This is a genomic window from Niveispirillum sp. FG148, from assembly GCF_057809655.1.
The window spans coordinates 92528-113909 of sequence record NZ_JBMDKJ010000002.1 but is presented as its reverse complement, the minus strand read 5'-3'; the positions used below and the strand labels follow the sequence as shown (position 1 = coordinate 113909).

The 21382-nt window shown below is 63.7% G+C and carries 18 protein-coding genes; 14 read left to right on the top strand and 4 right to left on the bottom strand.

Annotation, left to right across the window (positions count from 1 at the left end; all coding sequences use genetic code 11):
* Positions 1 to 207 precede the first annotated feature (207 nt).
* Both ACODTW_RS02370 and ACODTW_RS02365 read left to right on the top strand, forming a co-directional pair.
* On the top strand, positions 208 to 1347 hold the full coding sequence (locus tag ACODTW_RS02370; RefSeq protein WP_488944271.1) for an NAD(P)/FAD-dependent oxidoreductase: 1140 nt from the start codon (positions 208 to 210) through the stop codon (positions 1345 to 1347).
* 4 nt (positions 1348 to 1351) lie between these two features.
* Entirely contained in the window at positions 1352 to 2833 is a 1482-nt protein-coding gene (locus ACODTW_RS02365; protein WP_488944270.1) for a M81 family metallopeptidase, read from the top strand.
* Positions 2834 to 2893: 60 nt separating this feature from the next.
* On the opposite strand, the gene ACODTW_RS02360 is transcribed toward ACODTW_RS02365, so the two are convergent.
* The 3 genes from ACODTW_RS02360 to ACODTW_RS02350 form a co-directional block, all read right to left on the bottom strand.
* A complete protein-coding gene (locus ACODTW_RS02360; RefSeq protein WP_488944269.1) occupies positions 2894 to 3244 on the bottom strand; it encodes a RidA family protein in 351 nt (116 codons plus the stop codon).
* Positions 3245 to 3322: 78 nt separating this feature from the next.
* A complete protein-coding gene (locus ACODTW_RS02355) occupies positions 3323 to 5317 on the bottom strand; it encodes a serine hydrolase domain-containing protein (protein WP_488944268.1) in 1995 nt (664 codons plus the stop codon).
* Positions 5318 to 5352: 35 nt separating this feature from the next.
* Positions 5353 to 6693 carry an MFS transporter gene (locus ACODTW_RS02350; RefSeq protein ID WP_488944267.1) on the bottom strand — a complete coding sequence of 447 codons (1341 nt, stop codon included), beginning with the start codon at positions 6691 to 6693 and terminating at the stop codon, positions 5353 to 5355.
* A gap of 368 nt (positions 6694 to 7061) precedes the next feature.
* Here ACODTW_RS02350 and ACODTW_RS02345 point away from each other — a divergent pair, with 368 nt between their 5' ends.
* The 7 genes from ACODTW_RS02345 to ACODTW_RS02315 all read left to right on the top strand — a co-directional run bounded on the left by ACODTW_RS02345 (position 7062) and on the right by ACODTW_RS02315 (position 14722).
* On the top strand, positions 7062 to 8582 hold the full coding sequence (locus ACODTW_RS02345) for a PAS domain-containing sensor histidine kinase (protein WP_488944266.1): 1521 nt from the start codon (positions 7062 to 7064) through the stop codon (positions 8580 to 8582).
* On the top strand, positions 8566 to 9210 hold the full coding sequence (gene fixJ / locus ACODTW_RS02340) for a response regulator FixJ (RefSeq protein ID WP_488944265.1): 645 nt from the start codon (positions 8566 to 8568) through the stop codon (positions 9208 to 9210). The genes ACODTW_RS02345 and fixJ overlap by 17 nt, the downstream gene beginning before the upstream one ends.
* Positions 9211 to 9336: 126 nt before the next feature.
* Positions 9337 to 9720, top strand: coding sequence for a response regulator transcription factor (locus tag ACODTW_RS02335; RefSeq protein WP_488944264.1), 384 nt, complete (start codon positions 9337 to 9339; stop codon positions 9718 to 9720).
* Between the two features lie 126 nt (positions 9721 to 9846).
* Entirely contained in the window at positions 9847 to 10575 is a 729-nt protein-coding gene (locus tag ACODTW_RS02330; protein ID WP_488944263.1) for a cyclic nucleotide-binding domain-containing protein, read from the top strand.
* Between the two features lie 205 nt (positions 10576 to 10780).
* A complete protein-coding gene (locus ACODTW_RS02325) occupies positions 10781 to 11242 on the top strand; it encodes an Lrp/AsnC family transcriptional regulator (protein WP_488944262.1) in 462 nt (153 codons plus the stop codon).
* A gap of 136 nt (positions 11243 to 11378) precedes the next feature.
* Positions 11379 to 13472: an alpha-ketoacid dehydrogenase subunit alpha/beta gene (locus tag ACODTW_RS02320; RefSeq protein ID WP_488944261.1), complete on the top strand. Its 2094-nt coding sequence runs from the start codon at positions 11379 to 11381 to the stop codon at positions 13470 to 13472.
* Positions 13473 to 13489: 17 nt separating this feature from the next.
* Positions 13490 to 14722 carry a dihydrolipoamide acetyltransferase family protein gene (locus tag ACODTW_RS02315; protein WP_488944260.1) on the top strand — a complete coding sequence of 411 codons (1233 nt, stop codon included), beginning with the start codon at positions 13490 to 13492 and terminating at the stop codon, positions 14720 to 14722.
* An 11-nt stretch (positions 14723 to 14733) separates the two neighbouring features.
* Here ACODTW_RS02315 and ACODTW_RS02310 read toward each other — a convergent pair whose 3' ends face one another.
* Complete coding sequence (locus tag ACODTW_RS02310; RefSeq protein WP_488944259.1) at positions 14734 to 15510, bottom strand: citryl-CoA lyase; 777 nt, start codon at positions 15508 to 15510, stop codon at positions 14734 to 14736.
* Between the two features lie 200 nt (positions 15511 to 15710).
* Between ACODTW_RS02310 and ACODTW_RS02305 the strand changes: the two genes are divergently transcribed.
* From ACODTW_RS02305 to ACODTW_RS02285, 5 genes are all read left to right on the top strand, one after another.
* Entirely contained in the window at positions 15711 to 16841 is a 1131-nt protein-coding gene (locus ACODTW_RS02305) for a CaiB/BaiF CoA transferase family protein (protein ID WP_488944258.1), read from the top strand.
* A gap of 70 nt (positions 16842 to 16911) precedes the next feature.
* The gene (locus tag ACODTW_RS02300; RefSeq protein ID WP_488944257.1) at positions 16912 to 17748 is read left to right on the top strand and encodes an IclR family transcriptional regulator domain-containing protein; all 837 of its coding nucleotides are present in this window, start codon (positions 16912 to 16914) and stop codon (positions 17746 to 17748) included.
* A gap of 266 nt (positions 17749 to 18014) precedes the next feature.
* Entirely contained in the window at positions 18015 to 20195 is a 2181-nt protein-coding gene (locus tag ACODTW_RS02295) for a TonB-dependent receptor (protein ID WP_488944256.1), read from the top strand.
* A 27-nt stretch (positions 20196 to 20222) separates the two neighbouring features.
* The gene (gene wrbA, locus ACODTW_RS02290; protein WP_488944255.1) at positions 20223 to 20825 is read left to right on the top strand and encodes an NAD(P)H:quinone oxidoreductase; all 603 of its coding nucleotides are present in this window, start codon (positions 20223 to 20225) and stop codon (positions 20823 to 20825) included.
* A 21-nt stretch (positions 20826 to 20846) separates the two neighbouring features.
* The gene (locus tag ACODTW_RS02285) at positions 20847 to 21380 is read left to right on the top strand and encodes a VOC family protein (RefSeq protein WP_488944254.1); all 534 of its coding nucleotides are present in this window, start codon (positions 20847 to 20849) and stop codon (positions 21378 to 21380) included.
* Positions 21381 to 21382 lie beyond the last annotated feature (2 nt).

Here is a 21382-nt window from a genome sequence, read left to right as displayed (position 1 = left end):
CAGCCCTGACCTCATGGCGCTGACTGCACAGGATCCACTTGGATTCTGACACCTTTCCACGGTGATCCAATTGCCTCACGTCCCGTGCGGTCGCCCTCCGTATCCGGGCCGTTGGATTTGAGCAGGCGATATCCAACAATTTACGATACGAAAAATATTTGACATATCGGGCAAGAGTGTCAAGCATGGGGGCAATGGAGGTTTCACATGCAGGAATTCGACATCGCGATCATCGGCGCCGGCATCGGCGGCGCCTCGCTGGCGGCGATGCTGGCGGAGGCGGTACCGGGGCGGCCGGTGCTGTTGGCAGAACGGGAAAGTTTCCCCGGCTACCACACGACGGGACGGTCGGCGGCGCTTTACAGCGTGCTTTATGGCAACAGCACCGTCTGCGTCCTGACAGCCGCCAGTCGCGCCTTTTTCTTGGAGCCGCCGCCTGGCTTTGCCGAGCATCCGCTGCTGACGCCGCGAGGGGTGATGTATGTGGCGGAAGCGTCCGGTTCCGACGCCGTGCGGGAAATCAAGGAATCGGCTGCCCGTACGGGTGCAAGGGCTCTGGAACTGTCACCGCAGGCGGCGCGGGAGATGGTGCCCATTCTGCATCCAGGCCCCTTGCGTGAGGCGCTGTGGGAGCCGGACGCCATGGACATGGATGTACATGCCATCCACCAGGGCTTCCTGCGCCGGGCCAAGGCCGGGGGCGTGGAACAGCGCACCGACGCCCCGCTGCTGGCGGCAGCCTGGGATGGTGCCGCCTGGACCCTGACCTTCCCCGACGGGCCTGTCCGGGCGAAAAAGCTGGTCAATGCGGCCGGTGCCTGGGCCGATGAACTGGCCCGCATGGCAGGCGTTCCCACGGTGGGGCTGATGCCGTTGCGCCGCACGGCCATGATGCTGGATCCCCCGGCGGGTTTCGACATCCACGCCTGGCCGGCCGTGATCGATGCCGCCGGCAGTTTCTATTTCAAGCCCGATGCAGGCATGATCCTGGCCTCGCCGGCCGATGAGACACCGTCTGCCCCGTGCGATGCACAGGCGGATGAATGGGACATCGCCGTCTGCATCGACCGCGTCCAGAAAGCGGCCGATCTGCCGGTGCGGCGGGTGTCGCGCAGTTGGGCCGGCCTGCGCAGCTTCGTGGCCGACCGCAGCCCCGTGGTGGGCTCGCCAGCCTGTCATCCCGGCTTCTTCTGGTTTGCCGCGCAGGGTGGATACGGTATCCAGATGGCGCCGGCGCTGGCGCGGGTGGGTGCCAGCCTGCTGGATCATGGTGCGCTGCCAGCTGATATCGCCGCCGCCGGCGTCACCATCGCCGACCTGTCCCCCGACCGTTGCAACAGGGATTGAGCCCATGCGCATGTTCATGGCCGTGCTGGCCACCGAAACCAACAGTTTCGCCCCCATGCCAACCGGTCTGGGCAGTTTTGAGGAATATGGCATCTTCCATGGCGATGCTTCCCGCCGACCGCAGATCAGCGAGGGTGGGGCCTTCCTGCGTCATTGGCATCGGCGGGCAGAAGCAGCCGGGGTGGAGGTGGTGGAAGGCCTATGTGCCTATGCCCAACCGGCCGGGCGAACGCTGGCCCCCGTCTGGGAGGGGTTCAAGGCCGAGGTGCTGGATGGTATCGCCAAGGCGGGGCCGGTTGACATGGTCCTGCTGCTGCTGCATGGCGCCATGATGGCCGTGGGTCAGGATGACTGCGAGGGTGACCTGCTGGCCGCCATCCGGGCGCAGGTCGGTCCGGATGTGGTGATCGGGGCTGAGCTGGATCCGCACTGTCACCTGTCCCCACAGATGCTGGACAGCGCCGACATCCTGATCGCCATGAAGGAATATCCGCATACCGACGGGATCGAACGGGCGGACGAACTGTTCGACCTCTGCCTGCGCACGGCCCGGCGGGAGATCCGGCCGGTGATGCGGGATTTCGATTGCCGGATGATTACGCTCTATCCCACGACCGTGGAACCGATGCTGTCCTTCGTGGCTGATATGAAGGCGGCGGAGGGTCGGGACAGTGTCCTTTCCGTCTCTCTGGCCCATGGATTTCCCTGGGGCGATACGCACTGGACCGGCACCCGCGTATGGGTGGTGGCCGACGGCGATGCGGTCAAGGCATCGGTCCTGGCCCGATCATTCGGGGAGCGGCTTTACCGGGTGCGGGAGGCGCTGCGCCCCAATGTCACCAGCATCGACGCGGCGCTGGACCGGGTTGTTGCGGCGCCCAAGGTGGCGGGCCGTCCGGCTGTCCTGGCCGATGTGGCTGACAATCCCGGTGGCGGTGCACCGGGCGACAGCACATTCATCCTGCGCCGTCTTCTGGACCGGGGCATCGGCAATGCCGCCATCGGCTGCTTCTGGGACCTGGGAGCCATCAATATCTGTGTGAACGCCGGTATCGGGTCGCATTTCGACTTGCGGCTGGGCGGCAAGTGCGGCCCGGCGTCGGGCGATCCGGTGGATCTGCCGGTGACTGTCCGCAATATCGTCACCGCCCATTTCCAGACGGGACTGGACAAGGAGCCGACGGCGCTTGGCCTGTCGGTCTGGCTGGAGGGGCCGGGCGGATTGCAGATCGTTTTGGCCAGCCAGCGCAGTCAGGTCTTCCAGCCGGATGCGTTTACCGGCCTGGGCATCGATCTGTCGGGCCTGGACCTGATCGTGGTGAAGTCGACCCAGCATTTCCACGCGGGTTTCGCGCCGCTGGCATCCTCCATCCAGTATGTCTCCACACCCGGCGCCATCGCCCCGGAATTCACCAGCATCCCCTATCGCACGCGCAAGCTGGATTTCTGGCCGCGCGTGGCCGATCCGTTGGGCCTGGATGCCTGACGGCAGTTCGCTCCAGAGAGAAACTTGACCCCGGACGGTTCCCCGTCCGGGGTTTTTATTTCAGCGCCGCTTGGCGATGGCCTCAATCTCTACCTTTGCACCGGGCAACATCAGGTCGGACCGGACCGTGGAGCGCGCCGGGCGATGGTCGCCCAGGGTCTGGGCGTAGGCGGCATTGAAGGCCGGAAAGTCCGCGATGTCGGTCAGCCAGACCGTCGTCTTCACGATGTCGGACAGGTCCAGTCCCTGGCCGGCTAGAACACGGGCCAGGTTGGCCAGAACCTGCCTTGTCTGTGCGGCCACATCGTCGGGCGCCACGATGGTGCCATCAGGCCCAAAGGCCAACTGGCCGGACAGGAAAATCAGATCGCCGGCAGCGAGTGCGGGCGACAGGGCGGGGATGATGGACATTGTCTGCAAACTCCGGGGCTGGTGATAAAAAACCCCCGGACGGCAGGCACCGTCCGGGGGTGAAGTGATGGAAAAAGCTTAGTAATTCAGGCTGAATCCGATCAGGTGGAACCGTTCGATCAGATACAGGAAGTAGATGAAGATCAGCACCATCAGGCTGGCCCGGATGCGGGCCCACCAGCCGGCGGCCGGGTCGGTCCACAGCTTCCAGGCGCGCCAGCCGGCCGGGAACAGACCCAGCAGACCCAACAGGCCGGACAGTTGCAGCAACCGTAGCTGCAGATCCAGTTCACCGAACATCAGCGGATCGACGGCCAGCGCCATGACCAGACCGAAGCCGGCCAGACAGGTCACCGACAGCAGGCTGGCCACCCGCACCAGCCGGTCGGCCAGAAGGTGCTGACCCGTCAGCGGATGCGCCACGCCATAGCGACGGCGGACAATGGCGGCCACGGGCCACCAGATGACGGTAAACAGGGCGATGCTGATCGACAGGGCGATGGCCGGCAGGTTCCAGCCCTTGTTAATGCTGGCGGGAACGGGCTGGGCTACGAAGATGGCGGGGTAGTCGTCGGTGGTGATGGCGGTGACGCGGCCGTTCTCGTCCGTCTTCGTGTGCATCAGGCTGTCGCTGCCCGGCTCCTGCCAGCGGTCGGGTGCCACCTCCCGCCAGTGCTTTGGCTGGCCGGCATAATCACGGAACAGGGTGAAGGTGACGGTACCGTCATCATTGGTCACCAGATCTCCCTGGCCCAACAGGTTGATGACGCTGACCAGGGTGCCTTCCGCCCGGCGGGACATATAGAAGGTGCCGCCGACCGGTATTTTGCGCTTCACGGGTTCGGCCTTGGGCGCTTCCGCTGCGGCCTTTGCCGGGAAGTAGCGGTCGGCGAACATGCGGTGCAGTTCGGTGCGGATGGGGCCGCGCGACACCTCATCCCCCGTGCTGTTCATGGAGATGTAGAGGCCGACCCCTTCATCCAGCCACATGGCCAGGTCGCTGTGGAACAGGGTCGTGTCGCCACCATGGCCCATGATGCGATAGCCGTTGCGGTTCTGCTCATAGAAGCCAAGACCCATGGCCAGTTCCTGGCCGGGCAGGGGGCGATATTGCGGCTTCCACATCTGGGCCAGGCTTTCCGGCGTCAGGATGCGCCCGTTCGGGCCTTCCCCCCTGTTCATCAGCGCAATCATGAACCGGCCCATGTCGGCGCCACTGGCCGACAGCGAACCGGCCGGGGCGTGGTTCACCACCTCGAAATCCTGTGCTGGCGCGCGAGATGACAGATAGCCCTTGGACATCAGCGGCGCCAGATTGGCCGGCAGGGGCTGGGCCATGCTGGAATGCTGCATCCCGGCGGGTGCCATGATGTGCTTTGCGACGTAATCCTCGAACTTTTCCCCGCTGACGCGCTGCACGATCAGGCCGGCAAGTGCCGTGGCATAGTTGGAATAGGCCGGCACCGTGCCCGGCCGGAACGCGCGTTCCGGAACCCAGCGGGACAGCAGCTTTTCCAGGTCAAGCGGGCTGTTCTGCCCGCGCACGATCAGGTCCTTTACCGTCTCGGAGAAGCCGGCCGTATGCGTCATCACATGACGCAGCGTGATCGGTTCCGGCCAGGTGTCCGGGATCTTGAAGCCCAGATATTTGTTGATATCGGTGTCCAGGTCGATGCGCCCGGCCTCAACCTGCTGCATCACCGCGACCCAGGTGAACAGCTTGGAAATGGAGCCCGGCCGGAACAGATGCTTCTCGGGGTCCACCGGCTCGTTCGTTTCCCGGTCGGCAACGCCGTAGCCCTTGGCGAACAGGATCTGTCCGTCCTTCACCACGGTCACCACTGCCCCCGCGATATCCCCGCGCTTCAGCGCGTAGGGCAGGAAGCCGTCGACCATTGTCTCCACATCCTCCCGCGTCAGGGGATGAGCGACCGGAGCCGTGGCCTGCACGGCCGATCCGGCCGCAGCCGCCGTGGCCGGAACCGCCGGGACCGGGTCCTGGGCCAGGGCCGGTGCGGCCGACAGCCAGGTGGCGGCCAATAAAGGAACAAGCAGGCGTTTGCGCAGTGTCATGGATCTAACCCCTGTTCGTTGGTTGTGTTTTTAATTCAAGCTGTTGCCGTGGCCGCCAGATTCTGTCGCACGCGGCGGTAATGGGGCAGCGACCGCCACATGGCGGCAGCCGACAGGGCCAGCAGCGGAATGCCGGTCACACTGATCGAAAGGCCAACCGACAGCGGGTCGGCGAACACATGGTCGGTGGTCACAGCCACCAGCGTCGGTCCCAGGCCGAGGCCGAAGGCCGTGTAGGCAAAGGCCTGTACCGCTGTTGTCATGCCCCGCAGTTCCGACGGGACCAGATCCAGTATGGCCGCAATCCCGACGCCGGCGCCGATGGCCAGCAGGAAGGCATAGGCCGTGAACAGGCCCAGCGACAGGCCGGCGCCAGGCATGACCGCAAACAGCAGGCAGGGCACGCCGGCGCTGACAGCCGATGCGGCCACCAGCGGCTTGGCGGTGGAATGGCCGCGTGCTTCCAGCAGGTCGGCCAGCATGCCGCCGGCAATGGTACCCAGCCCGGCCACGCCGATCAGGATGGAGCCCAGCGCCGTGCCGGTTTCGGACGGCGTGAAGCCATACACCCGCATCAACAGTGACGGTGTCCAGCTATTGGCCCCATAATCAACGATCTGCGTCAGGGTCAACCCGCCCAGCAGCAGACCGAAGGCCCCGCGGTTGTCGACAAGATAGCGGCGCAGCATGACCAAACCGGGCTTTGCCGCACCGCCCAGGCTGTCCTGGCGTTCCGGTTCCCGGATCGTGGAGACCAGCAGCGCCAGAACGACGCCGGCCAGTCCCAGCGTCAGCAGTACGGCACGCCAGGGCGCGACACCCGCTGACTGTGCCAGACCCGACAGCGCCCCCAGGCTGAACACATCGATCAGGATGCCGCCCACCAGCGTGGCCATGCCCGCGCCCATGATCATGCCGCCGATGAAGATGGCGACTGCGGTGCCGCGCCGGTGCGGGGGAAACAGGTCCGGCACCATGGACAGCACGGCCGGTGCCAGGGCTGCCTCCCCGATGCCGACCAGAATACGGGCTCCGAACAACTGGCCATAGGATTGGGCCAGTCCGCACAGTGCCGTCGCAACGCTCCACAGGCCGATGCCGGCCAGGATCAGGTTACGGCGGCCATGCCGGTCCGCGTGCCGCCCCATGGGCAGGCCGGCGAAGGCATAGATGATGGCGAAGGCGGCCCCTTGCAGCAAACTGACCTGCGTATCGCTGATCGACATTTCCGCCCGGATGGGCGCGACCAGCAGGTTCAGGATCAGGCGATCGGTGTAGGAAAGGACGGCGGCCAGCGCGAAAATGACGATGGCGTACCAAGCGCGGGCATCGGCTTCCCGCTTGGGGCCCGGATCGGGCGGTGATGAGGTGACCATCCCAGCTCTCCCTGTTGTTCTTTTCTTATAATAAAAAAGTTTCCGAAATGATAGTGCCACTTTATGGCCTGCCGGACCGGGACCAATTGAAGCCAGTTGCGAGGGTGAGTCCCGGATATGCGCCATAAAACCGGCCGATTTCGGCCTGGCGCGGCGCAATCAGCTGTCTTTCGTAACAATCGCGGCACGCCGGCTGGTGATGAGGCAGCCAAAGAATGCGGAAAGTTTATTTAACATAAGAAAAGTGCAGCCACCGCCGCAGATCGGTTCCTGGCGGGCGGCGACATCCTTCTATGGTTCCACCCGGCACAAAACCGGATTAAACTGCGTCAGTTAGTGAACTGTTCGGATGATGTTGGATTGCAGTTGTGACAGAAGACCGCGAACTTTTCCCACGTTTCCAGGCTTTGATGGAAACGGTTCCCGATGGCGTCATCATCATTGACGACCGGGGGCTGATTCAGTCCTTCAATCCGGCTTGCGAGACCCTGTTCGGCTGGAAGGCGGCGGACGTGATCGGTCGCAACGTCAAAATGCTGATGCCAGCACCCTATCAGGCTGAACATGACGGGTATCTGGCCCGCTACCAAGCGACGGGTGAGCGTCGGATCATCGGCATCGGGCGGGAGGTGACGGGATTGCGCCGTGATGGCAGCACCTTCCCCATGGAATTGTCGGTTGGCGAGGCGCAGCAGGAGGGCCCCCCGGTTTATATCGGCATCATCCGCGACATCAGCGACCGGCGCGCCGCTGAGCAGGCCTTGCGCAACCGCGAAGCGCGTCTTGCCTCCATCATCGAAACCATTCCCGACGCCCTGATCGTGATCGACGGGCAGGGGCTGATCCGATCATTCAGCCCCGCCGCCCAGCGCCTGTTCGGCTATCAGGAGGCGGAGGTGCTGGGCAGCAATGTCAGTATCCTCATGCCATCCCCCTATCGGGAGCAGCACGATCATTATATCGCCCGGCATCTGGCCACGGGGGAGAAACGGATCATCGGCACGGGTCGCATCGTCTCCGGCCAGCGGCGGGACGGCTCCGTATTCCCCATGGAACTGGCGGTGGGGGCGGTGGATCTGGAGGGGGAGCGGCTTTTCACCGGCTTCATCCATGACCTTACGCAGACACAGGCCACAGAGCGGCGGTTGCAGCAGCTTCAGGCGGAACTGCTGCATGTCAGCCGGGTCAGTGTCATGGGACAACTGGCATCGGCCCTGGCCCATGAACTGAACCAGCCATTGACGGCCGTGGTCAATTACATCAAGGCGTCGATGCGCCTGATCGAACGACCAGATGCTGCGGAAATGGCGCTGGTGCGGGAAGCAATGGAAAAGGCGTCGCAGCAGGCGCTGCGGGCCGGGCAGATCATCCGTCGGCTGCGCGATTTCATTGCCAAGGGCAGTACCGATCGGCGCACCGAGAGTCTGGATGGAATCATCGAGGAAGCCGTCGCGCTCGCCATGGTAGGGGCCAAGGATACCGGCGTGCGCCTTGAAATGGATCTGCATCGGGAGGAATTGCGCGCCACCATCGACAAGATCCAGATCCAGCAGGTGCTGCTCAATCTGATCCGCAACGCAGTGGAGGCCATGACGGGTCGCCCGCAGCGGGTCCTGTCCATCGCGACAGCACCGGTGGATGGCGAGGACATGGTGGAGGTCCGCGTGGCAGACACGGGGCCAGGACTGGACGAGTCCGTCATGGCCACCCTGTTTCAGCCCTTCATCAGCGGCAAGGAGCGGGGCATGGGGCTGGGCCTATCCATCAGCCGTTCCATCATCGAAGCCCATGGCGGCCGGCTTTGGCCCGAACGAAACGAACGCGGTGGAGCCACCTTCCGCTTCACCCTGCCGCTTCTGGAGATGAATGAAGATGACCAAGGCGCCTGACCCGATGATCGCGGTTGTCGATGATGATGGCGCGGTGCGCGATAGCCTGCGCCTGCTGCTGCTGACGTCGGGGTATCAGGTGGCGGCCTTCTCCTCCCCCCTTGATTTCCTGACATCCGAGGCGCCTGAACGCTGCGCCTGCCTGGTGGTGGATGTGCGCATGCCGGAAATGACGGGGCTGGAGGTGCAGGAACGGCTGGTTGCGGCCGGCCGCGGGATTCCTGTCATCGTCATGACCGGTCACGGTGATGTGCCCCTGGCTGTGTCGGCCATGAAGGCCGGGGCCGTGGATTTCATCGAGAAGCCGTTCGAGGAGGAGGTGTTGCTGACCGCACTGCACACGGCCCTGTCACGTCCCCGCACAGCCGCGGTGGCGGCGACCATCGCGGAGGAGGGGCCATCGGCGGACATGCTGGCCAGACTGTCGGCGCTGACCCCGCGTGAGCAGGATGTGCTGCAAGGGCTGGTGGACGGAAAGCCCAACAAGATCATTGCCTTCGATCTTTCCATCAGCCCCCGCACCGTTGAAATCCACCGTGCCCGCGTCATGGAGAAGATGCGGGCTGACAGCCTGTCGCAACTGGTGCGGCTGGCATTGGCAGCGGGCATCCGGCCGCGGGTGGGTTGATCTTCATCAATTCGGGTCGGCATACGGGGAAACCCTTATTTCTTCCGGGACGATGCTTTTTTAAATTCGGACATATCAATGGATCGGTGCCAGCCCGGCATCGGTCCCAATGTCCAGAGGTTAATCGTGGCCGACGCACCGTCCGGCCGGGTCTATGTCGTCGATGATGACGAGTCCGTCCGGGATTCCCTGAAAATGCTGCTGCGGCTCTATGGGTTCGAGGTGGACCTGTATCCTTCCTGCCGAGACTTCATGGCCGCCTTCGACGGCCAGGCCGGCTGCCTGCTTCTGGATCAACATATGCCGGGCATGACCGGGATCGAATTCGTGGAACGCCACGGGCAGGACCTGCAGGGCGTAACGGTGGTCATGATGTCGGGTCGCCGGGAACCCGAGACGCAGGCCCGTGCCGACAGGGCCGGTGTTGCGGCATTCCTGGACAAGCCCGTCGATCCTGATTGCCTGGTGGATGAGTTGCACCGGCGGCTGCCGGCCCGCGCGCATTCGTAAACCGGCGCGGCGGATACGGGATTTTACGTAGGTAGAAGACCGAACTGATCCGGCAACGCAACCGGCGCTAAAGTCTGCGCATGAACGAGAACGGACCGCCAGGCGGTCCCGCAGAACGGGAGCCCGATGACCATGACGCTCGCCTTTGCCCCAGCTTCTACCGTCCCCGTCAGCCCGACCCTGTTCCAGCCCGGTGCCGTCATGGCGACGGTGGCAATGCCCGAAGCCGTCATCAACCCGTTCATCCTTTGGGCGGATGAGTGCAACAGCTATGACCGCGACCAGACCATCTTCTCCGAAGGCGACCCGGCAACCAGCGTCCGCATCATCACCGCAGGCATGGTCAGGATCGTGCGGCTGCTGGCCGATGGCCGGCGCCAGATCATCGGGTTCCTTCAGCCCGGCGACATGCTGGGGCTGGCCCTGGCAGGCAATTATCTCTATTCGGCTGAGGCGGTGACCCCGGTCACGCTGCGGCGACTGACCCGATCACAGCTCGACGCCCTGCTGGAACGTGATCCCGACCTGCGCAAGCGTCTGCTTGCTGCCACGGCGACGGAGCTGCAGGTCGCGCAGGACCAGATGGTGCTGCTGGGGCGTAAGACGGCCGTTGAACGTCTGGCCAGCTTCCTTCTGGTCCAGGCCAAGCGCCGTACCCCGGAACCGGAAGACCATTGCCGTGTGGATTTGCCCATGACCCGCGCGGATATGGCGGACTTTCTGGGGCTGACGACGGAAACCGTCTCACGCGCTGTCACCAAGCTGAAGACCAGCCGCCTGATCCGCCTGATGTATGGCAATGTCGTTGAGTTGCTGGATATCGCGGCCCTGACCGATCTGGCAGAAGGGTACTGACATCGCCCCGCGCGCCATTCATCAAGAAGCTGCGTGCGGCGGCCCAAGGCCAACCCCCGTCATTTGCCGTCGTTGTCCATCCTGTGTCGGCCGGATTTGTGTATGATGCCTCCAGGCCTGCGCAGCACCGCTGAAATCAGCCGGCTGCCTGCGATGGAAAATCAAAGAATGACTGACCGCACCGATACGGCAGGGGGAATTTTCGATGAGTTTGGACGGTTTCGATGTGAAGCTTCTATCCGCTATCCAGGAGAGAGGCGATATCACACTGGGTGAACTGGCCGAGAAGGTCTGTCTTTCGTCTTCCCAATGCTCCCGTCGCCTGCAGAGATTGCGGGAAGACGGTTATATCAGCCGGGTCACGGCGCTGTTGTCACCGCAGAAGCTTGGCTTCTCCCTCAAATCCTATGTGGTGGTGGTGCTGCGCTCTCACGCCGGGGAGCATACGTCGGAATTCTCCGCTTTCGTGCAATCGTCTCCGCAGATCCTGGAATGCTGCATGCTGACCGGTGATGCCGATTACATGTTGAAGGTGGTGGCCGCCGACCTGAAGGCCTTCGATCAATTCGTCCAGGGATTGCTGCGGCTTCCGTGCATCGCCACTGTCCGTTCCTCCCTGGTCCTGCGCGACCTGAAGGAAACGACCGACTTGCCCCTTCCCATGTGACCGTTTCGGGTGCGGCTGGTGCAAGTTTGTTGCGCCAGTCCGCGCTTTCAGGATGATGAATGCAAAGTTTTGTCGCTGAACATTGGCTATAATTCACTGACCGACTGGACGGTCATCGAATTATAGCGGGGACGACATGATCTCTCATAACCGGCGCAGCGTGGTTGATGAGATTCCGCGCAATGCACCCGATCCCTCCTACGACTGGCGCCGGATTACGCATCTGCTGCACGTCTCCCGCGCGCTGGACGAGTTGGAGGAGAAGGTCCTGGTGCCGGAGCGCAAGGTTCTCTACCAGTTCTCCGCGCGTGGGCATGATATGGCGCAAATCCTGTTGGGTTCGCGCCTGACCGACAAACATGACGCCGCCTGTGGTTATTACCGGTCACGCCCCATGCTGCTGTCGCTGGGGGTGGACATCGCGGATGCGTTGGGTTCGTCCATGGGCCGGGCCGGCGGCTATTCCGACGGGCGCGATATCGGTGTCGTCTTCAATTATCCCAATCGGGACGGCGCATCGGCTTTGCCCATGTGTGGTGGGGTGGGCGCGCAATATACGCCGACGGCCGGCTGGGCCCAGGCCGTTGACTATTATACCCGGGTACTGAAACGGCCGGATTACGAAAAATCCATCGCCGTGGTGCTGGGCGGGGACGGGTCGGTTGCGGCAAACGGCTTCTGGGCGGCCCTGACCATCGCCACCACCCAGCAATTGCCGATGCTGTTCTATATCGAGGACAATGGCTTCGGCATTTCCGTTCCGTCGATCATGCAGACGCCGGGCGGCAACATCGCCGCCAACCTTGCCAGCTTCAAGGGCCTGACCATCCTGGCCGGCGACGGGGCGGAACCGGCGGAAGCCGCGCGTCTGATCGACCAGGCAGTGTCCCATGTGCGGAACCGCAAGGGTCCCTGCCTGCTGCGCCTGACCGTACCGCGCCTTCAGGGCCATTCGTTCCAGGATACTCAGACCTATAAATCGCCTGACATCGTGGCATCCGAATGGGCACGCGATCCACTGCCGCGGCTGAGGGAATATCTGGTGCCGGCCGTACTGGAGGAAGGGGAGTGGGACGCCATTGCCGCCACCGCGAAGGCCGAGGTGGAGGCTGCCCGGGCGTCGGCGGAAGCGCGACCGGTCGCGGACCCCACCGGTGTCATCCGTCATGTCTTCGCCGAGCAAGGCGAGGTGCAGGTGCAGGGCGGGCAATGGTCCCATGGCTATCTGCCGCCGCCATCGGTGGCGGAGCCGCGCCCGGAAGGCCAGCGCCTGAACATGGTGACGGCCATCCGCCGCACCCTGGACCAGGAAATGACCGGCAATCCCCGTGTCGTCCTGTTCGGGGAGGATATCGGCCCCAAGGGCGGGGTGCATGCTGTGACCCTGGGTCTGCAGGAGAAATATGGCACCACCCGCGTCTTCGATACCAGCCTGTCGGAAGAAGGCATCGTGGGTCGGGCCGTCGGCATGGCGCTGGCCGGGCTGATGCCCGTACCGGAGATTCAGTTCCGCAAATATGCCGAACCGGCGATGGAACAGATCAATGATTGCGGCACCATGCGCTGGCGCACCAATAACCGGTTCGCGGCCCCCATGGTGCTGCGGGTGCCGGGCGGCTTCTTCAAATGCGGGGACCCCTGGCACAGCCAGACCAACGAGGTACAGTTCTGCCACGCGCCGGGTTGGAAGGTGGCTGTTCCGTCGAATGCAGAGGATGCGGTGGGCCTGCTGCGCGGGGCGTTGCGCGGCAATGATCCGGTGCTGTTCTTCGAACACCGCGCCATGCTGGACGATCCCTGGGCCCGGCGCGCCTGGCCGGGCGATGATTATGTGCTGGAATTCGGCAAGGCGCGCAGCCTGACGGTGGGTGACGACCTGACCATCGTCACCTGGGGTGCCATGGCGCCCCGCTGCCAGATGGCGGCGGAGGGGCGGTCGGTGCATGTCATCGACCTTCGGACACTGATGCCGTGGGATGAAGCTGCGGTGCTGGCATCTGTCCGGCGAACGCGGCGCTGCCTGATTGTGCATGAGGATATCCAGACAGCGGGCTTCGGGGCGGAGATCGCGGCCATCGTCGCCGACAAGGTGTTTCTGGACCTGGATGCGCCCGTCGCCCGCCTGACCATGCCCGATATCCCCAGCCCTCATAATCCCGTGCTGCTGGATTGGGCTGTACCGTCGGTCGAGCGCATCCGCGCAAGGATCGACGAACTGATCGCCTTCTGAAACAGGGGGAACAACAAGTGATCGACATTCTGGTCCCCCTTGAACAGGAGGGGACGAAGGCCATCGTGCGCGCCTGGCTGAAGAAGGTGGGCGACAGTGTGGCGGCGGACGAGCCGCTGGTGGAACTGGAAACCGACAAGGTGACGCAGGAGGTGCCGTCGCCCGCCGCCGGCATTCTGGCGGAGATCACCTTGTCCAGTGACAGCGAAGCCGTTCCCGGCGCGCTGCTGGGTCGGTTGGCCCCAGCGGGCGTGGTGGCGTCAGAGAGGCAAGACGCCGACGCGGATACACCGTCCGCCCCGCCCGAAATAAGGGAAACCCGCTTGTCGCCGTCGGCCAAGCGCGCGGCCCGGGAACTTGGCGTCGATCCTTCGGGGCTTTCGGGGACGGGCATCGCCGGTCGTGTCACCCGCGCGGATATCGAACGTGCCGCCGCCGCCGCTCGTGAAATACTGCCGACGCCGCCGGTGCCTCCGGTGGTCTCGCCGCCTCCGTCGGCACCGCGACCCGTCATGGCGGAGGTGCCGCCGTCATCCGGTGTCAGGTCCTACAGCATTCCGCACGACAATATGCGCCGCCGCATTGCCGAGCATATGTCGTACTCCCTGACCACGGCGCCGCATGTCACGTCCGTGTTCGAGGCGGATTTCAGCGCCATCATGGCCCACCGCCGCGCGAACAAGGTTGGTTTCGAACGGGCGGGTGTCAATTTGACCTTCACCGCCTATTTCATCGCAGCGGCCGTCAAGGCCATGAAGGTAGCACCCAGCATCAACAGCCGCTGGCACGACGACCGGCTGGAAATTTTCGAGGACGTGAATATCGGCGTCGGCACGGCGCTGGGGGACAAGGGTCTGGTCGTTCCTGTGGTCAGGGGCGCCCAGGACCTGTCCCTGCAAGGGATCGCCACCCGCCTTCAGGATCTGACGGAGCGGGCACGCCAGGGTCAGTTGACACCGGCCGACATGCGCGGTGGCACCTTTACCATCTCCAACCATGGTGTTTCCGGCTCCCTGGTGGCCACACCCATCATCATCAACCAGCCGCAATCGGCCATTCTGGGGATCGGCAAGCTGGAGAAGCGGGTGGTGGTGCGGGAGGTGGATGGGGTGGATACCATCCAGATCCGGCCCATGGCCTATGTTTCCCTGACCATCGATCATCGTGTTGTCGATGGTCACCAGACCAATGCCTGGCTGTCGCGGTTCGTGCAGGCACTGGAATGCTGGCCACCAGACGCTGGGGGGTGAGCGGCAGCCCTTCAGGGGCCATCATAACGGATGGCCTGGGCCGCCGCTGCCGATAGGATGAAACCAATGGGCCGGTCAGCCTCTTCCCGCAGATGCGCGATCAGGCTGGCCGTGCGGGCCAGCAGCGATATGCCCTTCAAGGCTGCCAGTGGAAAGCCGGCATCCAGCATCACCGCCGGGATGGCCCCGTTGACATTGATGGGCAGGTCCCGGCCCAGGGCTGTCGGCAAGGCCGCCTTGATGGTCCGCAGCATGGCAACATGGGCACCTGACACGCCCCGCTGATCGGCCAGGGCCAGCAACCGGTGGGCGCGGGGATCGCCGCCGGAATGCTGCGGATGTCCGAAACCGGGGATGGCCCGCTTCGCCGCCCGGCATTCCGCCAGCCGGGCCGTTGCCACCGCTGTTGCGTCGCCACCGGCCGCCGCCTCCACCAGATCGGCCAGGAAACGGCCTGCCACCTCCGCGCTGCCCAGCACAACGCTGCCACAGCCCGACAGGCCGGCGGCAACTGCGCCCTGAAACGCCTCTGGGGCGGCGGCATAGGTCATGCGCGCGGCCACGACGCTGGGCACCAGCCCATGTTCGGCGATGGCCGTCAGCACGGCATCGGCCAGGAACCGCTGATCCTCGCTGGGCTGCGTGCCCGTAACCAGCAGCCAGAAATAACTGGTGAAATCCATCTGCCCGATGACCTCTGTACACAGATCCAGACCCCGCACGCAGATATTGTCCGCGTCGGAAGTGCAGATGGAGGTCAGGGGCTGATCGGTCTTGCCGATACGCATGGTGCCGCTCCGCTGTTCGTCTGCCAGCAGCTAACGACAAGGTTCCTTCTCTGGCAAGGGAAATTCGATAATCGAAGTTGATTTCGATAATCGAAGTCTATATATCGTGAAACGAGGCAAAGGCGCCCGACCTCCTGCCGCCGGGTCGCAACCGGCCGCACCGGCGCGCATCTTCGGTCTCCCCCCGATTGGAGCAAGATATGGCAAAGGTCCTGAAGGACGTCCGGGTCCTGGAAATGGGCACATTCATCACCGGCCCCGCAGCGGGCATGCTGCTGGCTGATCTGGGTGCCGATGTCATCAAGATTGAACAGCCGGGGGCGGGTGATCCGTTCCGGGCCTTCAAGGGCGGCCTCTACAGCCCGCATTTCCAGACCTATAACCGCAACAAGCGCTCCATCACCCTGGATACACGCGAGGCGGCGGGCCGTGAGCAACTGGACGCGCTGGTAACCGGCGCAGATGTCTTCATCCAGAATTTCCGGCCCGGTGCGGCCGCCAAGCTGCATGTGGATGCCGACCGGCTGCGCGCCATCAATCCGCGTCTGATCTATTGCGCCATTTCCGGTTTCGGCGCCACGGGGCCGGACAGCCAGCGTCCGGCCTTCGATACCGTGGCGCAGGCGGCCAGCGGGTTCTTGCGCCTGGTGCTGAATCCCGGCAATCCGCGTGTGGTGGGGCCGGCACTGGCCGATGCGATCACGGGCTTTTATGCAGCGTACGGCATCCTGGGGGCGCTGCATGAACGGCACAGCACAGGGCGGGGGCGGCTGGTGGAACTGTCCATGCTGGAGGCCATGTGTCATTTCAACCTGGACGACTTCACCCATTATTTCGCGGCCGACCAGATCATGGGGCCCTACAGCCGGCCATCCGTGTCGCAATCCTATGTCTTTGTCTGTGCCGACGGGAAATGGATCGCGCTGCACATGTCGTCGCCGCCGAAATTCTGGGAAGGGCTGGCCCAGGCGGTGGATTGGCCCGACATGCTGCAGCAGCCGGAATTTGCCAGCCGGGATGCCCGCATCGCCAATTATGAGAAGGTGGTGGAACAGCTGGCCCCGATCTTCCGCACCCGCACGCTGGCCGACTGGTGTGAACGGCTGGGCAGGGCAGATGTCCCGCATTCGCCCGTGCATGATGCGGCCGCGGCCCTGGCCACTGACCAGGCCCGGCACCTGCAATTGCAGATCGAGGCGGACCATGCCCCCACGGGTCGATTCCGCACCGTCCGCTCCCCCGTCAGCTTCGATGGCGAACGCAGCCTGGAGGTGACTGCACCGCCCCTGCTGGGCGAGCATAATGGGGAGATCCTGACGGATTCCGTATAATCGCTGGCGTGCCCGCCGGTGCAGCGGTTATAGCTGGCCCGCTGGGATTTCGGCGGACAGGGCGGACGCGATGGCGTTGGACAGCGCAGACAGGGACGTGGGCACGGCGGAGCGGGAGAAGGACCCCGAATATCTGCTGACGCTGGAACGCGGCCTGACGGTTCTGCGCGCCTTCAACCAGCAGCGCCCGGAAATGCAGTTGAGCGAGGTTGCCGCCGCAACGGGGCTAAGCCCGGCGGTGGCGCGGCGCTGCCTGAACACACTGGTGGCACTGGGTTATGTCGGCCGCTACGGGCGGCGCTTCCTGCTGCGGCCGGAGGTGCTGGTCTTCGGGTCGGCCTATCTGGCGTCCATGAACCTGGAGCAGGTGGTGACGCCGCACCTGCAGTCCCTGCGTGACGAGACGGGCGACAGCGCCTCCATGGCCACGCTGTCCGGCCACGATATCCTGTATCTGGTGCATGTTTCCACCAACCGGCATATCCGGCTCGGGGCCAGCGTCGGCACGCGCTATCCGGCGCATGCAACCTCACTGGGCAAGGTGCTGCTGGCGTTCGAACCGGAGAAGCCCTTGGCCGATTATCTGGCAACGGCCAGCCTGACCCGCTTCACCGAACGCACCCTGACCAACCGCGACGAACTGGCGGCGCGGCTGGGACGGGTGCGGGAACTGGGCTATGATTCAGCCCTGGATGAGTTGGATTACGGCATCGTCTCTGTGGCCGTGCCGGTGCGCGACAAGGATGGCAAAGTCTGCGCCTCCATCAACTGTTCCACCTCCACCACCCGTATTTCACAAGATGAACTGGTGCGCACCCGCCTGCCGCTGCTGCGCAATGCGGCCCGCGATATCGAAGCGTCGTTGCAGCAATGGCCCTTCCTGATGCATTCCCTGGCCCGGAACTGACGCGGGCCGTCCTTTCCCGCCTGAAGCCTTTCTGAAAACGCCCCGGTCGCCGCCGGGGCGTTTTTCGTTGCGCCCGGCGCAAACTTCGATAAACGGATAAATCTTCGTATATCGAACTTGACTTCGATAATCGAAACATGGATTGTCCTCAGTACGGGCAACGACCCGACGTCCGCGCGCGATTGCGCGGGCCAGCGCCGCACCGGCGGCCGCTAATGGCGGAACGCACCGTGCGCCATCAATGACAAGTGAACGGGAGGTTTTGCATGGGACGTTCCTCTTGGCGTTTCGCCTGTTTAGCCGGCGCCTCGGCGATGGCGCTGACGGCCGCCGCCCCGGCCGGTGCGCAGTCAACCGCCGGGGTCAGCACCGTGGAAGAAGTGGTGGTGACAGGCCTGCGCCGTCCGCAGGCACAGCAGGATGTGCCTGCCGCGATCATGGCTTTCACGGCCGACACGATCGAAATGGCGGGTATCGAAAAGCCGGCCGATTTCATTGACCTGACCTCCAACGTCACGCTGGTGGAAACGCAGAACGCCGGCAATGCCTTCATCATCATCCGCGGCATCACCCAGGCCCGTAACAGCGAACCGTCGGTCGCCGTCATCGTCGACGGGGTCCAGCAGGTCAACGCCGCGCAGTTCAGCCAGGAACTGTTCGATATCGAGCAGATCGAGGTGCTGAAGGGCCCACAGGGCGCGCTTTACGGCCGCAACGCCATCGGCGGCGCCATCGTCATCCGCACCAAGCAACCGACCGACACATTCGATACCCGCGTCAAGGTGGGGGTCGAAAACGGCTTCGGCTATTCCGCCCGTGCCGGCGTCAGCGGACCCTTGTCGGAGAAGGTGAAATTCCGTCTGGCCGGGTCTTATGTGAACAGCGACGGGTTAATCCGCAACGCGTACCTGAACGAAAAGGCCGATCCGTATGAGGATTTGTCGCTGCGCGGCACCCTGCTGTTCCAGCCGTCGGACAAGCTGTCGATTGATCTGCGCGGGTCGATGTCGCAATTGCGGACCCAGGCGCTTTATTTCAACATCGTCAATGATGTGAACAATACCAGCCTTCCTGTCCGCGTGAACAATCCCGGCCAGAATGACCGCGACATGTACGGCACGTCCCTGCGCATCGCGTACGAGACGGAGGCGGGAACCCTGACCTCCGTCACCTCCTACGATCAGGTGAAGGAGATATTGACGGGCGACGCCTTCGATTTCCTGCCCATCAAGGAAAGCCTTTTCTATCAGATTCTGGGTTTCGACCTGAACCAGAGCCAGTATCTGAATGTGAAGGCGTGGAGCGAGGAACTGCGCTTTGCGTCCCCCACCGACCAGAAGTTCCAATGGAGTGCTGGCGGCTATATGATCGGCACCAAGCGCTATATCTCCACCGGCAACATGATCGACCGGGGGCAGGGCGTCTTCCCCGTCTATCGCACGCCGAGCACCAACCCGCTCAACCCGCAATTCTCCTTCCTGGCCGATGCCCAGGATAATTTCGCCTGGGCCCTGTTCGCCAGCAGCTCCTATGATCTGACAGAAAAGCTGACGGCCGATCTGTCGCTGCGCTACGACAAGGACAAGCGGGAGAACACAACCCTGACGCCCACGGCCTATCTGCCCAATGTGGCGGGCTTTCCGGCCGGGCGCAGCGGGGAGGTGCGGGAACGCAGCTTCACCGCCTGGCAGCCCAAATTCACCCTGACCTATAAGGCCGATGACGCGCTGACGCTTTATACCGGCTATTCCAAGGGCTTCCGCAGCGGTGGTTTCAACCAGACCGGGGTGGGTGCCGTGGCGGCGGCCAATGGCATCCTGGGCGTGGAGGACGCGTTCAAGGCGGAAACGGCCGGCACGGTGGAGGCCGGGTTCAAGTCGCAATTGCTGGACCGCAAGCTGCGCCTGAACGGGTCCGTCTATAACACCATCTCCGACAATTCCTATTTCTTCGTCTTCCTGGCGGCCAATTCCACCCAGAACCTGGGCAATGTGCCCGAAACCCGGCTGCGCGGGTTTGAACTGGACGCCACGGCCTTCCTGACCACGGGGCTGCAGGTCAATCTGGGCTTCGGCTATACCGACAGCAAGATCAAGGAATTCGCCGATCCCACATTGGTGGGAAACGAGGCGCCGCTGATCTCCCGATACACGCTGAACCTGGGGGTGCAGTACAGCACTGACCTGGGCGACAGTGGCTTGACCGGCACAGTGCGCGCCGATTACCGGCGTCTGGGCAAGACCTGGTTCGATATCCAGAACAGCACGGTGCGCGATCCGTTGGATATTGTTGATGTCCGCTTCGGGGTGGAAGGTGACAATTGGAACCTGGCGCTCTTCTCCGACAATCTGTTCAACAAGAAGTATAATGCCGAATTCTCGCCCGGTGGCTTCGTCTTCAAGGGACGGCCGCGCCGTTATGGCCTGGAACTTGGCATGAAGTTCTGACCCCCTGTCTTGGGAAAGGGATGATCCATGGCGAAACTGCTTGTGCTCTACTATTCCAGCTATGGCCATATCGAAACCATGGCCGGGGCCGTGGCAGAAGGGGCCGGCGCTGTGCCCGGCACCCAGGTGACGGTGAAGCGTGTGCCGGAACTGGTGCCGGACGAGGTGGCCAAGGCCGCCGGCATCCGGCTTGATCAGACGGCCCCCGTCGCCAGTCCCGGCGAACTGGGCGATTATGATGCCATCATCTTCGGCACGCCCACACGCTTTGGCAATATGGCGGCGCAGATGCGCAACTTCCTGGACCAGACGGGCGGGCTGTGGGCCAAGGGTGCCTTGGTCGGCAAGGTGGGTAGCGTGTTCGTTTCCACCGCCAGCCAGCATGGCGGACAGGAAACCACCATCACCTCCTTCCACACCACGTTGCTGCATCACGGCATGATCATCGTCGGCCTGCCCTATAGCTGGGCCGGGGCGACCCGCATGGATGAGATCAGCGGCGGCACACCCTATGGCGCCAGCACGCTCGCCGGGGCCGATGGATCACGCCAGCCCAGCGCCAATGAACTGGATGGTGCCCGTTATCAGGGCCGCCATGTCGCGCAGATCGCTGCCAAGCTGTTCGGCTGAATAAAGGGAGAGGAAACGACCATGAACGCGAAGCTTCCCAACCGTCTGCACCACACCGCCTATGTCACCAGCGACCTGGAGGCCACCCGCCATTTCTATGAGGATGTGCTGGGCATCCCCCTGATCGCCACTTGGTGCGAGAAGGATATGCTGTTCGGGGCCGAGCGCACCTATTGCCATTGCTTCTTCGGGTTGGGGGATGGCAGCGCGCTGGCCTTTTTCCAGTTCGCCGATCCCGACGATCAGAAGCTGTTCGGCCCGCCCATGCCGGAATCACCCTTCCACCATATCGCCCTGCATGTGGATGCCGACACCCAGGCCCAGATCGAAGCGCGCATCCGGGCGGCCGGCTACACGGAACCGCAGACCTATACGCTGGAACATGGCTATTGCCGGTCGGTCTATATCAAGGACCCGAATGGCATGATCCTGGAATTCACCTATGACGCGCCGTCGGCGGCTGAATTGGAGGCGGACAAGCGGGCGACGGCGCGGGCCGATCTGGCCCGCTGGCTGGGCGGCGATCACAGCATCAACAACACCTATCGCCACTGACC

Coding starts and splice junctions, on each gene's coding strand:
- ACODTW_RS02365 (WP_488944270.1), top strand. CDS start 1,352: ATGCGCATGTTCATGGCCGTGCTGGCCACCGAAACCAACAGTTTCGCC.
- ACODTW_RS02350 (WP_488944267.1), bottom strand. CDS start 6,693: ATGGTCACCTCATCACCGCCCGATCCGGGCCCCAAGCGGGAAGCCGAT.
- ACODTW_RS02310 (WP_488944259.1), bottom strand. CDS start 15,510: ATGCGTATCGGCAAGACCGATCAGCCCCTGACCTCCATCTGCACTTCC.
- ACODTW_RS02360 (WP_488944269.1), bottom strand. CDS start 3,244: ATGTCCATCATCCCCGCCCTGTCGCCCGCACTCGCTGCCGGCGATCTG.
- ACODTW_RS02330 (WP_488944263.1), top strand. CDS start 9,847: ATGACCATGACGCTCGCCTTTGCCCCAGCTTCTACCGTCCCCGTCAGC.
- ACODTW_RS02325 (WP_488944262.1), top strand. CDS start 10,781: ATGAGTTTGGACGGTTTCGATGTGAAGCTTCTATCCGCTATCCAGGAG.
- ACODTW_RS02370 (WP_488944271.1), top strand. CDS start 208: ATGCAGGAATTCGACATCGCGATCATCGGCGCCGGCATCGGCGGCGCC.
- ACODTW_RS02300 (WP_488944257.1), top strand. CDS start 16,912: ATGGCGTTGGACAGCGCAGACAGGGACGTGGGCACGGCGGAGCGGGAG.
- fixJ (WP_488944265.1), top strand. CDS start 8,566: ATGACCAAGGCGCCTGACCCGATGATCGCGGTTGTCGATGATGATGGC.
- ACODTW_RS02285 (WP_488944254.1), top strand. CDS start 20,847: ATGAACGCGAAGCTTCCCAACCGTCTGCACCACACCGCCTATGTCACC.
- wrbA (WP_488944255.1), top strand. CDS start 20,223: ATGGCGAAACTGCTTGTGCTCTACTATTCCAGCTATGGCCATATCGAA.
- ACODTW_RS02355 (WP_488944268.1), bottom strand. CDS start 5,317: ATGACACTGCGCAAACGCCTGCTTGTTCCTTTATTGGCCGCCACCTGG.
- ACODTW_RS02295 (WP_488944256.1), top strand. CDS start 18,015: ATGGGACGTTCCTCTTGGCGTTTCGCCTGTTTAGCCGGCGCCTCGGCG.
- ACODTW_RS02320 (WP_488944261.1), top strand. CDS start 11,379: ATGATCTCTCATAACCGGCGCAGCGTGGTTGATGAGATTCCGCGCAAT.
- ACODTW_RS02305 (WP_488944258.1), top strand. CDS start 15,711: ATGGCAAAGGTCCTGAAGGACGTCCGGGTCCTGGAAATGGGCACATTC.